This window comes from Dactylosporangium siamense (assembly GCF_016862795.1).
GTDB lineage: Bacteria > Actinomycetota > Actinomycetes > Mycobacteriales > Micromonosporaceae > Dactylosporangium > Dactylosporangium siamense.
On the sequence record NZ_BONQ01000130.1, the window covers coordinates 23,002 to 41,837 of the forward strand.

Sequence of the window (18,836 nt, forward strand, 5' to 3'; positions counted from 1 at the left end):
TCTCTAACGGAACCTGAGTGCGGTCGGGCCCTGGACCTTGGAGCCGCGGCGCTGCTTCGCCGGCATCGCGGCGAGCTTCTCGCGCAGTTCGACGGCGTAGCCGGCGAGCGCCTCGACCAGGTCCGGGACGGACGCGTGCGGCGGTTGGACGTCGACGCGCAGGCCGAACTCGACCGCGGTGTCCGCGGTCTTCGGGCCGATGACGGCGACGACGGTGCGGGCGTGCGGCTTGCCGGCGATGCCGACCAGGTTGCGCACGGTGGAGGACGAGGTGAACAGGACCGCGTCGAACCCGCCGGACTTGATGGCGTCGCGGATGTCGGCCGGCGGCGGGGCCGCGCGGACGGTCCGGTACGCGGTGACGTCGTCGACCTCCCACCCGAGTTCGGTGAGGCCGGCGGCGAGGGTCTCGGTGGCGATGTCGGCGCGGGGCAGGAGCACCCGGCCGACGGGGTCGAGGACCTCGTCGTGCGGGGAGAACTCGGCGAGCAGCCCCTCGGAGGACTGTTCGCCGGCCGGGATGAGCTCGGGGACGATGCCGAAGCCGCGGACGGCCTCCGCGGTCGCCTCACCGATGCAGGCGACCTTGACGCCGCCGAAGTGGCGGGCGTCGAGGCCGTGCTCGGCGAACTTCTCCCAGACGGCGCGCACCGCGTTGACGGAGGTGAAGACGGTCCAGGCGTAGCGGCCGTCGACGAGTCCCTTGATGGCGCGTTCCATCTGCGCGGGCGTGCGGGGCGGCTCGACGGCGATCGTCGGCACCTCGCACGGGATCGCCCCGTAGGCGCGCAGGCGCTCGCTCATCGCGCCGGCCTGCTCCTTGGTGCGGGGGACGAGGACCTTCCACCCGTACAGGGGACGGTTCTCCCACCAGCCGAGCTTCTCCCGCTGGCTGACGCCGGAGCCGAGGCAGAGCACGACCCGCCCGGCGAACCCGAGGGCCGCGGCGACCATGCTGTCGACGGTGGTGGCGGAGCTGTACTGGGTCTCGCCGGTGCCGTCGCCGGTGACGGAGACGGGGGTGGTGGCGTCGACGCCGGCGGCGAGGAGCCCGTCGCGGACGGCGGCGAGGTCACCCGCGTCGACGGCGAGGGCCGAGGAGCCCCGGCTGACGGCGGCGGCGATCGACTCGAAGTCCACCGACTGGACGTCGTCGACGTCGGCGGTGACGCGGACCCCGGGGAGGGGGACACCGGCGTACGTGGCGACGCCGGCGGCCTGCCCGATGCCGGGCACGACCTCGAACGGGACGGCGGTGCGGGCGACGGCCTGCACCTCCTTGAGGACCGTGTCGTGGGCGAGCGGGTCGCCGCCGACGAGGTGGATGGCGCGCAGCCCGGACCGGGCCGCGGACAGCAGCACCTTGGCGACGTCGCCGGGCGCTCCCTCGGCCGGGGAGAACTGCGCCTCGGGGTCGGCGTCGGCGCGGATCACGCTGAGCAGCGACTCGGGGACGTTACGGTCGTAGACGATGTGGTCGGCGGACACCAGCGCCTCATAGGCGCGACGCGTCAGCAGGCCTGGATCGCCGGGGCCGGCCCCGACGAAGGCGATCCGGCCGGTGCTGCCCTTACGGGTGCGGGTCATGCTGCACTCCCAGTGCGTTGTCGGCGCCTTCTTCGCGTAGGTCGCGGGCCAAGGCACGGCCCACCTCCGCGGCATCGGCGAGCGTTCCGGTGCGTGACAGCCGGAGGGCGAACCCGCCGTCCGGGCTGAAGACCGCACCGCGCAGATAGATCTCCGGGCCGTCGTCGCCTTCTGCGACCTCGGCCAGTGCCGCGATCGGGGCGGAACAGCCCGCCTCGAGCTCGGCCAACAGCGCCCGCTCGGCGGTGACCGCCGCGCGGGTGTATTCGTCGTCGAGCGCGGCGAGGAGTTCGCGCAGCTCGGCATCGTCTTCCCGGCACTCGACCGCGAGTGCGCCCTGCGCGGGGGCGGGCAGCATCAGCAGCGGGTCGAGGACCTCGGTGGCTTCGCCGGCGCGGCCGAGGCGGGTCAGGCCGGCGTGGGCGAGCACGATCGCGTCGAACTCGCCCTCGGCGAGCTTGCGCAGGCGGGTGTCGACGTTGCCGCGCAGCGGCAGCGGTTCGAACCGGCGGCCGAGGGCGTTGAGCTGGGCGATGCGGCGCAGCGCGCCGGTGCCGATCCGCGCGCCGGCGGGCAGCTCGTTGAGGGTCAGGCCGCCGCGGGCGACGAGGGCGTCGCGGGGGTCGTGCCGCTGCGGGATCGCGGCGATGACGAGGCCCTTGGCCTGCGCGGTGGGCAGGTCCTTGTAGGAGTGCACCGCGAAGTCGATCTCGTTGGCGACCAGCGCGTCGCGCAGGGCGGACACGAAGACGCCGACGCCGAGGGTCTGGATGGGCGCGCTGGACCGGTCGCCGGTGGTCACGATCTCGACGAGCTCGACGTCGCGGCCGGTCCGGTCCCGGACGGCCTGGGCGACGGTGCCGGACTGCGCCATTGCCAGGGCGCTGCCCCGGGTGCCGAGTCGGAGTGTCATGGGTGCACCTCACCTGCGGCGGCCGGGTCGATGGCGGACGTGGGGATCTGCAGGTCGAACAGCTCCCGAAGCGCCTGAGCATATGTCTCGCCACCGGGTTCGGCGGCGAGTTGCCGGACGCGAACGGTCGGCTGGTGCAGCAGTCGCTGGACGATGCGGTGGATGCTGTGGGCCACTTCGGCGCGGTGCCCGTCGGTGAGTTCGGGGCAGCGCTGGGCCAGGCGGCCGAGCTCGGCCTCGACGACCTCGTCGGCGCGGGCGCGCAGGGCGGCGACGGTGGGCGCGACGTCGGCGCCGCGCAGCCAGGTGAGGAACGCCTCGACCTCGCCGGCGACGATGTCCTCGGCGGCGCGCTGCTCGGCGTCGGCGGTCGTCGACAGCGACTCCGACAGCAGCTCGATGTCGACGAGGGTGACGCCGGGCAGGTCACCGACGCCGGGAGCGACGTCGCGCGGGAGCGCGAGGTCGAGCACCAGCAGCGGGTGGCCGGCCGCGCCGACGAGAGCGGCGTCCAGGACGGGTCCGGGTGACGCGGTGGCGCTGATGACGACGTCGACCTGCTCGAGGGCCGTCGGGAGGGTGGCGTACGGCACCGCGATGGCGCCGTGCAGTTCGGCGAGGCGCTCCGCGCGGCCGGCGCTGCGGTTCGTGACATACAGCGGGTGCGCGCCGGAGCGGCGCAGCGTCGCCAGTGACAGCGCGCCCATCGCGCCGGCGCCGATGACCAGGGCGGGCCGGCCCTCGATGGTGCCGGTGGCGCCCTGCCCGTAGGCGAGGGCGGCGCTGACGACGCTCTGACCGGCCCGGTCGATCTCGGTCTCGGCGTGGACGCGTTTACCGACGCGCAGCGCCTGCTGGAGCAGCTCGTGCAGGACCCGGCCGGCGGTGCCCTGTTCGGCGGCGACGCCGTACGCGTCGCGGAGCTGCCCGAGGATCTGCGCCTCACCGACGACCATGGAGTCGAGGCCGGCGGCGACGCGGAAGGCGTGGCGGACGGCGTCGACCTCGTAGTGGACGTACAGCTGTGGGGCGAGCTCGCCGACGGTCGTGCCGGAGCGGGCGGCGAGGATGCCGCCGATGTCGGCGAGGGCGCCGTGGAACGCGGTGACGGAGGCGTAGATCTCGACCCGGTTGCAGGTGGAGAGCATGACGGCCTCGTCGACGTACGGCTGGGCGACGAGGTCGGCGAGGACGGCCGGCATTTCGTCGCCGGCGACGGCGACGCGCTCGAGCAGGGGCACCCCTGCGGTTCGGTGCGAGATCCCTACAACGAGAAGGTTCACGTGGCCACCGCCTCCCCGCCGAGCCGGTTGGCCATGCCGACCCGCCCGGGTTTCTGCACCGCGGCCGGCAGCGCGGTGAGCGCTGACTTGCGGTGCTCGTGGAAGGACAGGATTTGCAGTTCGATGGCCAGGTCGACCTTACGCACGTCGACACCGTCGGGGACGTTCAAGACACAGGGTGCGAAATTCAGGACACTCGTCACGCCGGCCTCGACAAGACGGTCCGCGACGTGCTGGGCGGCGTGTGCCGGGGTGGCGATCACGGCGATGGAGATGGACTCCTGGTCGACCACTTCGGGCAGGTCGTCGATGTGGCGGACGACGAGGCCGTTGATGTGTTCGCCGACGCGGCTGTGGTCGGCGTCGAAGAGGGCGGCGATGCGGAACCCGCGGGTGCCGAAGCCGGCGTAGCCCGCGAGGGCGTGACCGAGATTACCCACGCCGACGAGGGCGACGGCCCTGCGGTGGGTGAGGCCGAGGACCTGCTCGATCTGGTCGATGAGCAGGGTCACGTCGTAGCCGACGCCGCGGGTGCCGGTGCGGCCGAGGTGCGAGAGGTCTTTGCGGAGCTTGGCGGAGTTGACGCCGGCGGCCGCTGCGAGGCCCTCCGAGGAGACCGTGTCGTGCCCGTCCTCTGCGAGGTGGTGCAGGGCGCGTAGGTACTCCGGAAGCCTGGCGACGGTCGCCTCCGGAAGGTCCGGAAAGTCCGGTCCGTCGGTGGGGCCGGTGCGCTGCTGGCTCATGAGTCTCCGTGACGACGACGGGTTGTGACGGTGCCCCTGCCCGCAGCCCGATCCGATGGCACCGGAAGGAGGCCGCTCGCGATGGCTGTTACCGCCTGTGCTAGCGGGGTTCGTCGTTGCAACAGAGTAGGCGCTTGTGAAGCCGTGCACAAATCGCGATCTTGAAGCGTCCACGCCAACCATGCAGAGGTCAGCGCCCGCCCGTGCGGCCCACGTCCCCGTGGAATGCCCCCGCGGCACCTGTGTGCCCCTTTCCCCGGACCAGGCCGGCAGCGGGCGGGCGCTCGATTGAGTATCACCATAAAATCGGGCATAACGCCGCCGACACGCTGGAGTCGTTTTCCCACCGGTAGTCAGACTACACGTGCCGGTAGGGTTGCCCCTACCAGCGAGTGGCCGGTCCGCGGGATGGGATGAAAGAGGCGTCGTGCATAGCGTCGATGACATGACAACGACCATCACTCCTCGCCACCGCGGCATCTTCCGTCAGCTCGGCGTCGACACGCAGTACGTGCTGCTCGGCTTCCCTCTCGGCCTCGTGACCGTGGTGCTGTTCCTCGTCGGGTTCAGCCTCGGCCTGGGCCTGCTCGTGACCGTGCTCGGCTTCCCGATCCTGGTCGCGACACTCTTCCAGGCCCGCGGTTTCGCCACCGTCGAACGCGCCCGGATCGGACCGGTGCTGCGGACCCGGCTACCACATCCGTACTACAAGAAACCCGACCCCGACGACGGCTTCTGGCGCAAGATGCTGGTGCCCCTCAGCGACGGCCAGTCGTGGCTGGACCTGCTGCACGGCATCCTGCGGTTCATCCCGAGCACGATCGCGTTCGTGTTCGTCGTCACCTGGTGGGCCGGCGCCCTCGGCGGTGTCACCACCATTCTATGGGACTGGTCGATCCCCCGCCCACCGGACAACAAGGACCTCAACGAGCTCATCGGCCTCGGCAGTGGCGACAACGTGCGGATCCTGCTGTACACCGGCATCGGCATCATCTTCGCGCTCACCCTGCTGCCGGTCGTGCGGGGCGCGGCACAGCTGGAGGCGCAGTTCGCCCGGGCGCTGCTCAACGGCGTCAACGAGCTGCGTGAGCAGGTCGCGGCCGCCGAGGCCGGCCGGGACGCGGCCCGGGCGCAGCGGGAGGCCGCCGTGTCCGCCGAGGCGACCGCCCTGCGCCGGCTCGAACGGGACATCCACGACGGCCCGCAGCAGCGCCTGGTGCGCCTCGCGATGGACCTCGGCCGCGCCGACCTGCAGTTCGAGTCGGACCCGCAGGCGGCCCGCGCGACGGTCGCCGAGGCCCTCGCCCAGACCCGGGAGACGCTCGACGAGCTGCGGGCGCTGTCGCGGGGGATCGCGCCGCCGATCCTGGTCGACCGGGGGCTGCGGGCGGCGCTGACCGCGCTCGCCGGCCGGTCGCCGGTGCCCGTGGACCTGGAGCTGCCGGAGCTGGACGAGCGGCTCGCGGAGAGCCTGGAGACCACGACCTACTTCGTCGTCGCCGAGGCGCTGACGAACGTCGCGAAGCACAGCGGCGCCGAGGAGGCCACGGTGCGGCTGCAGCGCTCCGCCTACGGGCTGCTGGTCACGGTCGAGGACGACGGGGCCGGCGGCGCCAGCTTCGCCAAGGGCCACGGCCTGACGGGTCTCGCGGACCGGGTCAAGGCGGCCGGCGGTGAGATGACCGTCACCAGCCCCGCCGGCGGCGGCACCCGCCTCACCGCCATCCTGCCGACGTGAAGGGTCCCGCCGGCCAGTCGCCGGCGGGACGACCGGTCAGCTCTGCAGATACGTCAGCACCGCCAGCACCCGGCGGTGCTGTTCGTCGTCCGGGGGCAGGTCGAGCTTGGTGAAGATGTTCTTGACGTGCTTCTCCACCGCGCCGTCGGTGACCACCAGCTTGCGGGCGATCGCCGTGTTGGACCGGCCCTCGGCCATCAGGCCCAGCACCTCCCGCTCGCGCGGGGTGAGGCTGCGCAGCGGGTCGTCGCGGCGGCGGCGGACCAGCAGCTGCCCGACCACCTCCGGGTCCAGGACGGTGGCGCCGGTCGCGACGCGCTGCATCCCGTCGAGGAAGTCGGCGACCTCCGACACCCGGTCCTTGAGCAGGTAGCCCACGGCACCGGCGCGGTCGGCGAGGAGGTCGTCGGCGTAGGACACCTCGACGTACTGCGACAGGACCAGGATCGGGGTGCCGGGCACCTGCCGGCGGGCCTCGACCGCGGCGCGCAGCCCCTCGTCGGTGTGTGACGGCGGCATCCGCACGTCGACGATCGCGACGTCGGGCCGGTGCTCGACGACCGCCTCGACGAGGCTGGGACCGTCCCCGACGGCGGCGACGACCGTGTGGCCGCTCTCGGTGAGCAGCCGGACCAGGCCCTCCCGCAGCAGCACCGCGTCGTCCGCCACGACCACCCGGAGGCTGGTCATGCGGCCGCCGCCGTCTCGACCGCTTCCAACAGCGTGGCCGCCACGGGCAGGCCGGTCGCCTTGAGCAGGGTCACGTCGGTGAAGCCGCCCGCGTACAGCACGCAGGTCGCACCCAGCGAGGTCGCGGCCTCGCCGTCGTCGACGGAGTCGCCGATCAGGACCACCTCCGCCGGGTCGAGCCGCAGGGCCTGCAGGTGCCGGTCCAGGTAGGCGGCCTTGCGGTGGCCGCCGACGGTGCCGGGCAGGCCGTCGACGCGGACCAGGTGGGCACCGAGGCCGTGCCGCTCGACCTCGATGAGCAGCTCGTCGTGGAAGAACATCGACAGCAGCGACTGGGTGCCGGTCCAGCGGGCCATCGCCTCGAGGGCGTCCGGCGCGAGCTTCACGTCGGCCATGCCCAGCCGGTACGCGTCGTGGAACGCGTCGTCGAGCAGCTGGAACTCGACCTCGTCGACGGGCCGTTCCAGGACGTGGGCGTAGTAGTCGAGGATCGGCCGGCGGAAGTCGCGGCGGTGGTCCTCGGCGGTGATCACCGGCCCGCCGATGGTGGCCAGGCAGACGTTGGTGGCGTCGACGACGAGTTTCAGGTCGTCCAGGAGGGTCCCGTTCCAGTCCCAAACCAGGTGCTTCACCCGGGTGAGGATAGCCGCATGTCGCGCAGGAGCCGGTCCTCCTCGACCCGCCAGTAGCCGTGCTCCTTGCCGTCGAGGAGGACGACGGGGATGCGGAAGCCGTACTCGTCCTCCAGGGCGTCGTCGCCGGTGATGTCGATCTCGGTCCAGTCCTCGCCGGTCGCGGCCGCGACCCGGGCCAGGGCCTCCTTGGCGACGTCGCACAGGTGGCAGCCGGGCCGGGTGTACAGGGTGAGCCTCATCGCAGTGCCGCCTTGCGGATCTTGCCGGTCGCGGAGTGGGGCAACTCGTCGACGAACTCGACCGCGGTCGGGCACTTGAACCGGGCCAGGTTGCGTTCGCAGTGCGCGATCAGCTCCTCCGCGGTGACCTGCGACCCGGGCCGCCGCACGACGACGACCTTGACGGTCTGGCCGGTGTACGGATGGGGTACGCCCAGCGCCGCCGCCTCCACGACCGCCGGGTGCGCGGCGAGGACGAGCTCGACCTCGTGCGGGTACACGTTGAACCCGCTGACCAGGATCAGCTCGCCGAGCCGGTCCACGATGAACAGATCGCCGTCCTCGTCGGCGTAGGCGACGTCACCGGTCGCCCACCAGCCGTCGGCGTCGGGCGCGCCCTCGCCACCGGGCCAGTAGCCGTCGAAGAGGTTCCGGCCGCGCACGACGATCTCGCCGGGGTCGGTGCGGACCTCGTCGTCCTCGTCGAGGAGGACCTCTTCGCCGGCGGCGTCGACGAGCTTCAGTTCGACCCCGGGGATCGCCCGGCCGATGGAGCCGGGCTTCACCGTCGCGCCGGTGAGCGTGCTGGTGACGACGGGTGCGGCCTCCGTCAGCCCGTACCCCTGATGCACCGGCTGACCGGTCGCCTCGACGAACCGGCGCTCGGCCGCGGCGTCGAGCGGGGACGCGCCGCAGACGGCGAGGCGCACCCCGGCCCAGGCGCGGGTGAGCCGCTCCCCCATCAGCGACCAGGCGATGAACATGGGCGGGACGCCGACCACCCCGGTGACGCCGTGCCGCTCGATGACCTCGAGGGAGTCCGCCGGGTCGAACCGCTCGACGAGCACGCCGCAGGCCCCGTGGTAGGCGACGGCGCCGAGGCCGCTGTTGAGCCCGTACGCGTGGAAGAGCGGCACGGCGAGCAGCAGCACGTCGTCGGGACGCACGGGCGGCGGGTCGATGGCGGCGAGCTGCTCGTGGTTGGCGAGCAGGGCGCGGTGCGACAGCATCGCGCCCTTCGGGGCGCCGGCGGTGCCGGACGTGTAGAGCAGGATCGCGAGATCGCTGTGTCCTGGTGGCGTGCTGCCCGCGGTGAAGAGCTCCCGCAGGTTGCCGCCGAGGGTGTACCTGTGTGCCGCCTCGACGGCATCCGTCACCGTCCTCGTGCCGACGACGACGGCGGCGCCGGAGTCGGTGACGATGTGCGTCAGCTCGCGCCCGGTGTAGGCGGGGTTGACGGGGACGGCGACGAGCCCGGCGCGCAGCACGCCGAAGAACACGGCGGCGAACTCGGGCACGTTGGGCAGGGCGACGGCGACCCGGGCGGGGCCGTGCTCGTCGCCGGGCAGGTGGAGGGCGGCCAGGTTGGCGGCGACCGCGTCGACCTGCTGGTCGAGCTCGGACCAGGTGATCAGGGTGGCGTGTGATCGCAGCGCCGGTCGGGCGCCGTGCGAGGCGGCGGCGCGCCGGACCAGATCGGCGAAGTTGGTGACGTCCTGCACGATCGATCAGTCTGCCACGCCGAGGGTGAGAGCTCGACGACCGGGAAATCACCCGTCACCGATCACCCGGTCGTATGCCAGGGTGCTTACGCGTCCGACACGCCGACTGAGTAAAGGTCCACTCGATCGTGTGCGTCCGGCGTGTCGTGCCCAAGTAAGAACGGCGTGCCTACGTCCCGTTTGCCCAAGTTTTCGGCGTGTTGCACGGCGTGTCGCTGCGAAGTGACGGACAGCATGTGCGCCGGGACGTCCCCGTTCTGTGGGAAGAATTGTGCCCTCACGCCAAAGACTGCCCACATGCGGGTGACGCCGGACCTATCATCACCCAAGTCAGCTCACCCCATTTGTTGCGAGTTGACACCCCTCACCCCGAGGAGGCCGAAGTGCCCGTGATCGCGCCGAATAGGCCGTGTGGTCTGGATTGCGACGCATGACCGCGATCCAGCACGTGTTCGACGCCGAGCACGCACTCGCCGATGGGCTGCACATGCTGCGCGACTCCGTCCGCGAGTCGCTGCGCGACATGCTCAGCACCGTGATCCGCGGTGAGGGCGGCAGCGTCCCACGGACGCGGGGACGCCCACACACCAACGAGGCACCCACCCGCCAGGGTTCTGGCGGCGGTGCCGGCACAAACGTCAGACCGAACCCGGGTGCCAAGCCCTCGCCCGGCGCCGGCCTGATCGAGGACGACACCGTCCCGATCTCGAAGACCGTCGTGGCGGGGACCGTGTCGGGCACGCTCGTGGACAGCGGACCACCCGGCTCGCCTTCGCAGGACCCCGGACCCTCGCAGGAGCCCGCCAAGCCGGCCAGGCCGGACCGCGGCGACCCGGCGTCGGAGGTGTGGGCGCTCATCGAACGTGCCCAGGCCGGCGACGGCGCGGCGTTCGGGCTGCTCTACGACCGGTACTTCGACACCGTCTTCCGGTTCGTGTACTTCCGTGTCGGCAACCGGCAGCTCGCCGAGGACCTGACCGCCGACACGTTCCTGCGGGCGTTGAAGCGCATCGGCAGCTTCACCTGGCAGGGCCGCGACCTCGGCGCCTGGCTGGTGACGATCGCCCGGAACCTGGTCGCCGACCACTTCAAGTCCGGCCGGTACCGCCTCGAGGTCACCACCGGTGACGTGCTGGACGCCGACCGGCCGGACCGGGGGCCGGAAGGCAGCCCCGAGGCCGCGGTCATCGACCACATCACGAACGTCGACCTGCTCAAGGCGGTCAAGCAGCTCAACCCGGAACAGCAGGAGTGCATCGTGCTGCGCTTCCTGCACGGCTTCTCCGTCGCCGAGACCGCCCACGCGATGAGCAAGAACGAGGGCGCGATCAAGGCGTTGCAGTACCGCGCGGTCAGGGCCCTCGCGCGGCTGCTCCCCGACGGATTCCAGCCGTGACCGCTGTCACCTTCCGTTACAGTGCCTCCCCCCGCGCCGTAACCAGCCTCCGCTCTGCACCGTTGGTCCGGGTGCGACCGTCGGCTTGGCGCACGGCGGACGCGGTGGCACACCATCCCGCTACCCTGCCGCGCCTGAGTGACGCGATCAGCGAAGGGGGGTGCCTCAGGTGATCGGCTCCGTCTTCCACCGTCGTCGGGCTGAGCGTTTCGCGCAGCTCATGGACGAGGCAGCAGGAGCCCGCAGGCACCGCATGAGGTCCACGCTCGACGACTCCCTGACCGGACTGGTCTCAGTCAGCCAACGGCTGACCGACCTCCCGGTCAAGGTGGAGACGCAGCAGGAGTTCAAGGACGGACTGCGGGCCATGCTCCTGGCCACAGCAGAACGAGAAGGCATCGGCATCACCGCCAGGGATCCCGAGCCGGAGGTGTCCCGCCGAGGGTTGCGCTCGCTGCGCCGCCCGGCGGGCAGCAGGCCCGCGGTCAGCCGCCGGACCCGCACCCGCGGCGCGATCGTCGTCGGCCTCGCCGCCGGCACCCTCGCACTGTCGGGCATGTCCGCGGCGAGCGGCGACGCCATCCCCGGCGACGCTCTCTACTCGGTGAAACGGTCCACGGAGAAGGCCCAGCTGGCACTCGCCGGCTCGGACATCAGCCGGGGCCAGCTGTACCTGGAGTTCGCCCGGACCCGGCTCGACGAGGCCCAGGCGGTGAAGGACCCCGCGGGTCTGACCGCGGTCCTCGACGACATGGACAGCGAGACGCTCGAAGGCGTGCGCCTGCTGACCGCGACCGCCGTCGGCCGCAAGGACGCCGCCGCCCTGGATGCCATCGACGCGTTCACCAGCACCCAGCGTGCCGGCGCCGAGAAGCTCCGCGACGGGACCAACGGCGACGCCCGAGCCCGGTCCGCCAAGTCCGTGACCCTGCTGGACGAGATCGACCGCCGCTCCAAGGCGATCCGCCCGCTGATCAAATGCGGTTCCGCCGCGGTCTCCGCCGCCGACCAGCTCGGACCGGTGCCCAACAGCACCGCGTGCAAGCCGGCCGGTCAGAAGACCTCCGGGTCCAACAACACCCAGCAGCCGGGCAACACCCAGCAGCAGAACAACCCGGGCCAGACCGGCACCCCCGCCGGCCAGCGTGCCGTCCCCAGCGGCTCGGCCGGCACCGGCTCGGCGACCGAGTCCGCACCGGCGGAGCCCACCGAGAACCCGTCGCCTTCCCCCACGAAGGACCAGGGCCTCCTGGGCTGGCTGTTCGACTGAGAGCTTTTCCTACGAAGGGGCTACAGAGGGGCTCGGTGTCTGACACCGGGCCCTTCTCGTTGTTCATGCCGGTACGGTTGGGCGAACACAGAGGGGGTTTTCCGCGCATGCCGATCCGACCTTCGACCGCCGCGCTCGCCTTACGCCGCCGCAGGCAGTCCGGCCGTATCGTGACGTCCCCGGCCGGCTGGGCCGTCGCCGAGGTCGAAGCCGCCCTCGAAGTCCCGGCCGACCCGGCCGCCGCCGCCTTCTTCGACGTCGACAACACGATGATGCAGGGCGCCTCGATCTACTACTTCGCCCGCGGCCTCGCGAAACGCAAGTACTTCACCAGCGGCGACCTGGTCCGCTTCGCCTACCAGCAGGCCCGCTTCCGGCTCCTCGCCTCCGAACACGCCGGCACCGTCACCAACGCCAAGTCCGCGGCCCTCGCGTTCATCGCCGGCTGGCAGGTCGAGGACATGGAACGGCTCTGCGAGGAGATCTTCGACGAGCTGATGGCCGACCGGATCTGGTCCGGCACCCGCGCCCTCGCCCAGCTCCACCTCGACGCCGGCCAGCGGGTCTGGCTGGTCACCGCGGCCCCCGTCGAGCTCGGCCGCATCATCGCCCAGCGGCTCGGGCTGACCGGCGCCATCGGCACCGTCGCCGAGATCCGCGACGGCGTCTACACCGGCCGCCTCGTCGGCGACCTCATGCACGGGCCCGAGAAGGCGGCGGCCATCACCGCCCTCGCCGCCGTCGAAGGCCTGGACCTGCACCGGTGCGCCGCCTACAGCGACTCGGTCAACGACACCCCGATGCTGTCCACCGTCGGCTACGCCGTCGCCGTCAACCCCGACCCGGCCCTGCAGCGCGAGGCGCGCAGGCGGGGCTGGGAGATCCGCGACTTCCGCACCGGCCGCAAGGCGGCGAAGATCGTGGTGCCCGCCGCCCTCGCGACCGGCGTCCTCATGGGCGGCGTCGCCACGGCCGCCGCACTCCGCCGCCGCCGGCGCACCCCGGTCGGGCCGGTCGGGTAGCTCGCGCAACCACGCTCCGTGACAGGCGCCCCGGGGTCAGCTGGAGAAGGCGTCGGGGCGGCGGTCCAGGAGCTTGTACAGGGTCTGCTGGATCGTCTCACGGACCTGGTCGGCGAGGTTGAACACCACCATCGGGTCGTCCGCGGAGTCGACGAAGTCGACCGTCGGGATCGGCTCGCCGAACTCGATGAGCCACTTGCTCGGCAGCGGCACCAGGCCGAGCGGGCCGAGCCACGGGAACGTCGGCGTGACCGGGAAGTACGGGGCGCCCAGCAGGCGGGCGAGCGGCCGCAGGTTGCCGATCAGCGGGTAGATCTCCTCGGCGCCGACGATGGAGACCGGGACGATCGGGGTGCCGGTGCGCACCGCGGCGGAGACGAAGCCGCCACGGCCGAAGCGCTGCAGCTTGTATCGCTCGGCGAACGGCTTGCCGATGCCCTTGAAGCCTTCGGGGAAGACGCCGACGAGCTCGCCCTCGCCGAGGAGGCGTTCGGCGTCGGGGTTGCAGGCGAGGGTGGCGCCGGACTTGCGGGCCATCTCGGACAGGACCGGGAGGCGGAAGACCAGGTCGGCGCCCAGGAGGCGCAGGTGGCGGCGGGCGGAGGTCTCGTCGTGGACGGCGACGGAGAGCATGAGGGCGTCCAGCGCCACGGTGCCGGAGTGGTTGGCGACGACGAGGGCGGGGCCCTCCTTCGGCAGGTGCTCGACGCCGAAGACCTCGGTGCGGAACCACTGGTTGTACAGGGGGCGCAGCAGCGGCAGGAACACGCCGTCGGTGAGGTGGCGGTCGAAGCCGAAGTTGTCCACCTCGTAGTCGCCGGTGAGCCGCTCGCGGAGGAACGCGAGCGCGCCGGCGACCCGGTCGTCCCACTGGTCGGGGAGACCAGGGTCAGTCATGTGCCCGCCTCCAACGCGGCGCGCGCCGCACGGGTCCGTCGGAAGCCTTCGAGCAGGGTCTGTTCGAGGGCGCGGATGCGGTCGGCCGGCAGCGCCTCACCGGACCGGCGGCTGCGGACGAACTCGTCGAAGGCTTCCGCGGTGGTCCGGGGGGTGAAGCCGAACTCCCGGATGAGCTTGGTCGTGTCGACGACCCGGCCGTGCACGAACAGGTCGAGCTGGTCGAGGGACACGGTGCCGCGGCCGAGGCCGGCGACGATGCCCAGGCCGGGCTCGAGGACCGGCATGGTGATCCGGCCGGCCCGCCGGACGGCCTGCGACAGGGTCAGGGTCCCCGCGCCGGCGACGTTGAACGTGCCCGGGTGTGACTCGGCCACGGAGCGGTGCAGGACCTCGAACGCGTCGTCGACGTGCAGGAACTGCAGGCGCGGGTCCCGGCCGAAGACCGTCGGGACGACGGGCGCGGCGAAGTGCCTGGTCAGGCTGGTGTCGACGGTCGAGCCGATGAACGGCGCGAAGCGCAGCACGGTGGCACCGACGTCGGGGCGCCGGCGGCGGAAGCCGCGGACGTAGCCCTCGATGTCCAGGACGTCCTTGGCGAAGCCGCCGCGCGGGATCTCCCGCGGCTCGGTGTCCTCGGTGAAGATCGCCGGGTCGCGGAAGGACGCGCCGTAGGCCGCGGTGGAGGAGCGGACCACCAGTTTGTGCAGCCGGGGCGCCTGTTGGCAGGCGGCGAGCAGCTGCATCGAGCCGATGACGTTGAGCTCCTTCATCGCGGCGCGACCGCCGTGCTGGTCGACGGCGGTGGTCACCGCGAGGTGCGCCACCGCTTCGACCCGGGCGTCGACCAGCACCCGCAACACCCCAGGGGTGCGCAGGTCGATCTGGTGCACGTCGACGTCCTTGAGCACCGCGGCGAGGTCGCTCGACGGTGCCGTGCTGTCGATGCCGACGACCCGCTCGATCCGTGGATCAGCGGCGAGCCGAGCGGCCAGGTGCGCGCCCAGATAGCGGCCCACCCCAGTAACGAGGACAACCCGTGGCGTGCTCACGCGCCTCCCTTAGATGCGAGTGCGAACGAGCCCGGGGCGGACCGCCGGCGCGCTGCTACTTGCCGAGACGACGACGCTGGACGCGGGTCTTGCGCAGCAGCTTGCGGTGCTTCTTCTTGGCCATACGCTTGCGGCGCTTCTTGACCACCGAGCCCATACGGGTATCTCCTCGATACAGCGGAACGCGTGCCATCGCTGGCACGCCGAAGACATGGTTAGCGGCTCCAGCGTAGCCGCACCCCCGCGTGATCGGTAAAGCGGGTGCACCAGTAGGGCGGCTACGCCGTCTCGCGGAACGCTTCGCGCAGGTATGCGTCGACCGCGTGCTCGGGCACCCGGAACGACCGGCCGACCCGCACTGCGGTGAGATCCCCGGCGTGAACCAGGCGGTACACGGTCATCTTGGACACTCGCATCAGGGTTGCCACCTCGGCGACCGTGAGAAACCTGACCTCGCCCAACCGGCCTTCGGTGGTGTGTGGCGTGCTAGACATCGCGACCTCCGACCAGCGTGCTCGCCAAGCTGATGAATCAGCGTGTTATCAGTACGGTAACGGTACTGCTGTGACTTGCGCCTTGGCTTCGTCGGATTCTTTGCAAGCAAGGTCAAGTCAGTGCCTGGCCGGTGCCTACTCGGTGCCTACTCGGTGCGCAGCGCGACCACCGGGTCCAGACGCCCGGCCCGCTGGGCAGGCACGACGCCGAAGATGATGCCGACGGCGGCGGACACCCCGAAGGCGAGCGCGAGGGACCACCAGGTGATCGCGGCCGGCACCGGTGACAGCGCGGCGACGACCAGGGCGGCGCCGATGCCCAGGCCCATGCCGATGAACCCGCCGAGGGTGGTGAGCAGGACCGCCTCGAGGAGGAACTGCACGCCGATGTCGCGGGGTCTGGCGCCGACCGCCTTGCGCAGCCCGATCTCCTTCGTGCGCTCCCGCACGGAGACGAGCATGATGTTGGAGACGCCGACCCCGCCGACGAGCAGGGAGATGCCCGCGATCGCGGCGAGGACGCCGGTGAGCACGCCGAGGATGTCGCCGAGGACGCCGAGGATCTGTTCCTGGGTGACGGCGCTGAACTCGGTGCCGGGGTGGCGGCGGCCGAGCTCGGCGAGGATGCGGGCGCTGAGGTCGTCGATCTCCTCGCGGTTCGGCGCCTTGATCGCGATCCCGTCGACGCGGTTGGTGCCGAGCAGCCGCTGGGCGGTGGTGATGGGGATGTGGACCTCGTTGTCGCGGTCGACGCCGAGGCTCTGGCCGAGCTGCGCGAAGACCCCGATCACCCGGAAGCGCACGCCGGCGATGGTGATCTGCTGGCCGACGGCGTCGCGCTCGCCGAACAGCTCACGGGCGACGCGGTAGCCGAGGACGGCGACGCGGCGCTGGGTGTCGACGTCGCTGCGGCTCAGGTACGTGCCGCGGGTCAGGCTGCGCACGAACACCTGCGGGGTGGTCTCGATGACGCCGTTGATGGTGGCGAACGTGTCGACGTTGCCGGCGGCGACCGTCTCCCCGGACGCCACGGTGACGGCGACCCGGTTGCGGTCCCCCACGATCTTCGACACGGCGTCGACGTCGGAGAGGTCCATCCGCGACACCGACGGCGCCGAGCCGAGGCTGACCTGGCCGGGCAGGACGATGAGCAGGTTCGAGCCGAGACCTTCGACCTGCCGTTCGATCTGCTGTTTCGTGCCCGTGCCGATGGCGACGAGGACGACCACAGCGGCCACGCCGATGATCACGCCCAGCATGGTCAGCGTGGAGCGCAGCCGGTTGGCCCGGAGCGCGTCGATGGCGACCCGCCACGCCTCGGCGAACCTCATGCCGAAGACACAATCACGCCGTCCCGCATGACGATCTTGCGGTGGGCGCGGTCGGCGACCTCGTGGTCGTGGGTGACGACGACGAGGGCCACGCCCTGCTCGCGGTTGAGCGTCTCCAGCAGGCCGAGGACCGCCTGGCCGTTGTGGGTGTCGAGGTTGCCGGTCGGTTCGTCCGCGAGCAGCACCTGCGGGTCGGTGACCAGGGCCCGGGCGATCGCGACCCGCTGCTGCTCGCCGCCGGACAGCTGGTTGGGCCGGTGGTCGAGGCGGTGCCCGAGCCCGACGCGTTCCAGCATCGCGACCGCGCGGCGGCGCCGCTCGCCGGCCCGCATCCCCCGGTACACCAGCGGCAGCGCGACGTTGTCCACGGCGGTGGTGCGGGCGAGGAGGTGGAAGGACTGGAAGACGAACCCGATCGTCTCGTTGCGCAGTTTCGCGAGGGCCTGCGGGTCGAGGCCGGCGACATCCCGGCCGCCGATGCGCAGGCTGCCCGCCGTCGGCCGGTCCAGGCCGCCGAGCAGGTGCATCAGCGTCGACTTGCCCGAGCCGGACGGGCCGATGATCGCCACGTAGTCGCCGGCGTCGACGGTGAAGGTGACCCCGCGCAGCGCCGGGACGGTGACCCCGTCCAGGGCGTACTCCCGGGTCACGTCCTGCGCGACGAGCGCCGCCGTCATCGCGGCCGCTCCACGGTGGTCATTCACCCGGGCAGACCCATACCCTGCTTGACCTTGTCGGTGCCGCGGACCACGACCCGGTCGCCGTCGGCGACGCCGGTGAGGACCTGGACCCGGTCCTGGCCGGAGACGCCGACGGTGACCGGCGCCTGGACGGCCTTGCCGTCGCGGACGAGCCAGACGACGTCCTTGCCGCCGACGTTGAACACCGCCGCCGCCGGCACCGTCACCGCGTCGCGGATCTGGCGGACCTGCAGGTGCGCGACGGCGTTCATGCCGGGGCGGGGCGCCGGGGCGGGCCGGCCGTCGGCGAAGGTGCCCTTGCCCAGGGTGAGCCGGGACCGGTACGACACGCCGCCGCGCGCCGACGTGGTCGGCAGGACGTCCGCGGACGTGACGGTCGCCTCGTAGGTGGCGCCGGGTGCCGCGTCGAGCTCGACCCGCGCGGTGACGTCGGGCTGGACGAGCAGCACGTCGGTCTCGTCGATCTCCGCCATCAGCCCGAGCTGCGACACGTCGACGACGGTGAGGATCGCGGTGCCGGCGGTCACCTGGCCGCCGACGGGGACGGCCGGGTCGACGCCCGGCCCGGCGCCGGTGCCGGTGCCCGCCCCGGCCGCGGCGGGGGCCTGGCCGCCGGTCGCGGCGCCGAGCAGGTCCGTGATCGACGGTGCCGCGGCCGCCGAGGTGCCGCCGAGCTGGACGACGCCGGCGACCGGGGCCCGCAGCGTCAACGCGTCGACGGTCGACCTGGCCAGGTCGTAGGCGGCCTGCGCCTGGCTGCGCTGGGCGGCGGTGAGGGCGGCCATGGCCTTCGTGACGCTGGCCAGGCCGCGCTGGACCGCGGCGATCACCGCACGGGCCGACGCGGCCGCCTCCTGGTAGGACTTCTCCGCGAAGTCGATCTGCGCGAGGAGCCCGGCCCGCACCCCGGTGTCCGCGATGACCTGGGCGGCCTTGCGGGCCTCGCCGAACGCCTTCGCGGCGGCGTCGTCGGTCTTCTTCTGCGTCGCCGACAGGTTCTTGACCCCGCCGCCCCCGCCGCCGGCGCCCTTGAGCGCGTCGAGGGCCTCCTCCGCGGCGCGCAGCCGCTGCTGCGCGGACGGGGAGTCCACGACGGCCAGGACCTGCCCGGCGGCGACCGTGTCGCCGGGGCGCACCGCGAGCGACGCGAGGGTGCCGTCCGCGGCGGCGGTCAGGGTCGCGGCGGCCCGCGCGGTGACGGTGGCCGGGGCATCGACGACCTCGACGACGTCACCGCGACCGGCGGTGCCGAGTCCGATGTCGTCCTGCTCGTCGGTGCAGGACGCGCCGGTGAGCGAGAAGAGGGTGAGGACGGCCACGAGGAGCTGAACACGCGGGGGGACGCGATTCACGCCCGCAAGTCT

18 protein-coding genes and 1 pseudogene are annotated in these 18,836 nt (G+C 72.2%); 4 read left to right on the forward strand and 15 right to left on the reverse strand.

Going from position 1 to position 18,836, the window contains the following annotated elements; all coding sequences use genetic code 11:
* Positions 1 to 3 precede the first annotated feature (3 nt).
* From Dsi01nite_RS42310 to Dsi01nite_RS42325, 4 genes are read right to left on the reverse strand one after another with little or no spacing between them, the layout of a single operon-like run.
* Positions 4 to 1,587 carry a bifunctional uroporphyrinogen-III C-methyltransferase/uroporphyrinogen-III synthase gene (locus Dsi01nite_RS42310; RefSeq protein ID WP_203852066.1) on the reverse strand — a complete coding sequence of 528 codons (1,584 nt, stop codon included), beginning with the start codon at positions 1,585 to 1,587 and terminating at the stop codon, positions 4 to 6.
* Complete coding sequence (hemC, locus tag Dsi01nite_RS42315; RefSeq protein WP_203852067.1) at positions 1,571 to 2,500, reverse strand: hydroxymethylbilane synthase; 930 nt, start codon at positions 2,498 to 2,500, stop codon at positions 1,571 to 1,573. Before hemC ends, Dsi01nite_RS42310 begins: the two co-directional genes overlap by 17 nt.
* Complete coding sequence (locus tag Dsi01nite_RS42320) at positions 2,497 to 3,783, reverse strand: glutamyl-tRNA reductase (RefSeq protein ID WP_203852068.1); 1,287 nt, start codon at positions 3,781 to 3,783, stop codon at positions 2,497 to 2,499. Before Dsi01nite_RS42320 ends, hemC begins: the two co-directional genes overlap by 4 nt.
* A complete protein-coding gene (locus Dsi01nite_RS42325) occupies positions 3,780 to 4,526 on the reverse strand; it encodes a redox-sensing transcriptional repressor Rex (protein ID WP_203852069.1) in 747 nt (248 codons plus the stop codon). The genes Dsi01nite_RS42320 and Dsi01nite_RS42325 overlap by 4 nt, the downstream gene beginning before the upstream one ends.
* Before the next feature lie 445 nt (positions 4,527 to 4,971).
* Here Dsi01nite_RS42325 and Dsi01nite_RS42330 point away from each other — a divergent pair, with 445 nt between their 5' ends.
* Entirely contained in the window at positions 4,972 to 6,264 is a 1,293-nt protein-coding gene (locus Dsi01nite_RS42330; RefSeq protein WP_203852070.1) for a sensor histidine kinase, read from the forward strand.
* Between the two features lie 36 nt (positions 6,265 to 6,300).
* Here Dsi01nite_RS42330 and Dsi01nite_RS42335 read toward each other — a convergent pair whose 3' ends face one another.
* From Dsi01nite_RS42335 to Dsi01nite_RS42350, 4 genes are read right to left on the reverse strand one after another with little or no spacing between them, the layout of a single operon-like run.
* Entirely contained in the window at positions 6,301 to 6,954 is a 654-nt protein-coding gene (locus Dsi01nite_RS42335) for a response regulator (RefSeq protein WP_203852071.1), read from the reverse strand.
* Positions 6,951 to 7,586, reverse strand: a complete 636-nt coding sequence (locus Dsi01nite_RS42340; RefSeq protein ID WP_239136579.1) for an HAD family hydrolase — start codon at positions 7,584 to 7,586, stop codon at positions 6,951 to 6,953. The genes Dsi01nite_RS42335 and Dsi01nite_RS42340 overlap by 4 nt, the downstream gene beginning before the upstream one ends.
* Complete coding sequence (locus Dsi01nite_RS42345; protein WP_203852072.1) at positions 7,583 to 7,828, reverse strand: glutaredoxin family protein; 246 nt, start codon at positions 7,826 to 7,828, stop codon at positions 7,583 to 7,585. Before Dsi01nite_RS42345 ends, Dsi01nite_RS42340 begins: the two co-directional genes overlap by 4 nt.
* On the reverse strand, positions 7,825 to 9,309 hold the full coding sequence (locus Dsi01nite_RS42350) for an AMP-binding protein (protein WP_239136580.1): 1,485 nt from the start codon (positions 9,307 to 9,309) through the stop codon (positions 7,825 to 7,827). The genes Dsi01nite_RS42345 and Dsi01nite_RS42350 overlap by 4 nt, the downstream gene beginning before the upstream one ends.
* 430 nt (positions 9,310 to 9,739) lie before the next feature.
* Between Dsi01nite_RS42350 and Dsi01nite_RS42355 the strand changes: the two genes are divergently transcribed.
* The 3 genes and pseudogenes from Dsi01nite_RS42355 (at position 9,740) to Dsi01nite_RS42365 (ending at position 12,997) form a co-directional block, all read left to right on the forward strand.
* The gene (locus Dsi01nite_RS42355) at positions 9,740 to 10,705 is read left to right on the forward strand and encodes a sigma-70 family RNA polymerase sigma factor (RefSeq protein ID WP_203852073.1); all 966 of its coding nucleotides are present in this window, start codon (positions 9,740 to 9,742) and stop codon (positions 10,703 to 10,705) included.
* Between the two features lie 220 nt (positions 10,706 to 10,925).
* A pseudogene (locus tag Dsi01nite_RS42360) lies at positions 10,926 to 11,738 on the forward strand (DUF5667 domain-containing protein); the annotation flags it as partial.
* Positions 11,739 to 12,082: 344 nt separating this feature from the next.
* Positions 12,083 to 12,997, forward strand: a complete 915-nt coding sequence (locus Dsi01nite_RS42365; protein ID WP_203852074.1) for an HAD family hydrolase — start codon at positions 12,083 to 12,085, stop codon at positions 12,995 to 12,997.
* Between the two features lie 36 nt (positions 12,998 to 13,033).
* Here Dsi01nite_RS42365 and Dsi01nite_RS42370 read toward each other — a convergent pair whose 3' ends face one another.
* The 7 genes from Dsi01nite_RS42370 to Dsi01nite_RS42400 form a co-directional block, all read right to left on the reverse strand.
* Positions 13,034 to 13,894 (reverse strand): lysophospholipid acyltransferase family protein, encoded by an 861-nt coding sequence (locus Dsi01nite_RS42370; RefSeq protein ID WP_203852075.1) that lies wholly within the window; start codon positions 13,892 to 13,894, stop codon positions 13,034 to 13,036.
* Complete coding sequence (locus tag Dsi01nite_RS42375; RefSeq protein ID WP_203852076.1) at positions 13,891 to 14,946, reverse strand: NAD-dependent epimerase/dehydratase family protein; 1,056 nt, start codon at positions 14,944 to 14,946, stop codon at positions 13,891 to 13,893. The genes Dsi01nite_RS42370 and Dsi01nite_RS42375 overlap by 4 nt, the downstream gene beginning before the upstream one ends.
* A 55-nt stretch (positions 14,947 to 15,001) precedes the next feature.
* Positions 15,002 to 15,103, reverse strand: a complete 102-nt coding sequence (locus Dsi01nite_RS42380) for a 30S ribosomal protein bS22 (protein ID WP_007465623.1) — start codon at positions 15,101 to 15,103, stop codon at positions 15,002 to 15,004.
* A 121-nt stretch (positions 15,104 to 15,224) separates the two neighbouring features.
* Positions 15,225 to 15,440 (reverse strand): helix-turn-helix domain-containing protein, encoded by a 216-nt coding sequence (locus tag Dsi01nite_RS42385; protein ID WP_033363444.1) that lies wholly within the window; start codon positions 15,438 to 15,440, stop codon positions 15,225 to 15,227.
* A gap of 146 nt (positions 15,441 to 15,586) precedes the next feature.
* A complete protein-coding gene (locus Dsi01nite_RS42390; protein WP_203852077.1) occupies positions 15,587 to 16,771 on the reverse strand; it encodes an ABC transporter permease in 1,185 nt (394 codons plus the stop codon).
* Positions 16,768 to 17,448, reverse strand: coding sequence for an ABC transporter ATP-binding protein (locus Dsi01nite_RS42395; RefSeq protein WP_203852078.1), 681 nt, complete (start codon positions 17,446 to 17,448; stop codon positions 16,768 to 16,770). Before Dsi01nite_RS42395 ends, Dsi01nite_RS42390 begins: the two co-directional genes overlap by 4 nt.
* Before the next feature lie 23 nt (positions 17,449 to 17,471).
* Positions 17,472 to 18,824, reverse strand: a complete 1,353-nt coding sequence (locus Dsi01nite_RS42400; RefSeq protein ID WP_239136581.1) for an efflux RND transporter periplasmic adaptor subunit — start codon at positions 18,822 to 18,824, stop codon at positions 17,472 to 17,474.
* Positions 18,825 to 18,836: the final 12 nt, after the last annotated feature.

Excerpts from the sequence above, each read along its gene's own strand:
- Dsi01nite_RS42310 (WP_203852066.1), bottom strand. The coding sequence starts at position 1,587 with ATGACCCGCACCCGTAAGGGCAGCACCGGCCGGATCGCCTTCGTCGGG.
- hemC (WP_203852067.1), bottom strand. The coding sequence starts at position 2,500 with ATGACACTCCGACTCGGCACCCGGGGCAGCGCCCTGGCAATGGCGCAG.
- Dsi01nite_RS42325 (WP_203852069.1), bottom strand. The coding sequence starts at position 4,526 with ATGAGCCAGCAGCGCACCGGCCCCACCGACGGACCGGACTTTCCGGAC.
- Dsi01nite_RS42330 (WP_203852070.1), top strand. The coding sequence starts at position 4,972 with ATGACAACGACCATCACTCCTCGCCACCGCGGCATCTTCCGTCAGCTC.
- Dsi01nite_RS42335 (WP_203852071.1), bottom strand. The coding sequence starts at position 6,954 with ATGACCAGCCTCCGGGTGGTCGTGGCGGACGACGCGGTGCTGCTGCGG.
- Dsi01nite_RS42345 (WP_203852072.1), bottom strand. The coding sequence starts at position 7,828 with ATGAGGCTCACCCTGTACACCCGGCCCGGCTGCCACCTGTGCGACGTC.
- Dsi01nite_RS42355 (WP_203852073.1), top strand. The coding sequence starts at position 9,740 with ATGACCGCGATCCAGCACGTGTTCGACGCCGAGCACGCACTCGCCGAT.
- Dsi01nite_RS42365 (WP_203852074.1), top strand. The coding sequence starts at position 12,083 with ATGCCGATCCGACCTTCGACCGCCGCGCTCGCCTTACGCCGCCGCAGG.
- Dsi01nite_RS42370 (WP_203852075.1), bottom strand. The coding sequence starts at position 13,894 with ATGACTGACCCTGGTCTCCCCGACCAGTGGGACGACCGGGTCGCCGGC.
- Dsi01nite_RS42380 (WP_007465623.1), bottom strand. The coding sequence starts at position 15,103 with ATGGGCTCGGTGGTCAAGAAGCGCCGCAAGCGTATGGCCAAGAAGAAG.
- Dsi01nite_RS42385 (WP_033363444.1), bottom strand. The coding sequence starts at position 15,440 with ATGTCTAGCACGCCACACACCACCGAAGGCCGGTTGGGCGAGGTCAGG.
- Dsi01nite_RS42390 (WP_203852077.1), bottom strand. The coding sequence starts at position 16,771 with ATGAGGTTCGCCGAGGCGTGGCGGGTCGCCATCGACGCGCTCCGGGCC.
- Dsi01nite_RS42395 (WP_203852078.1), bottom strand. The coding sequence starts at position 17,448 with ATGACGGCGGCGCTCGTCGCGCAGGACGTGACCCGGGAGTACGCCCTG.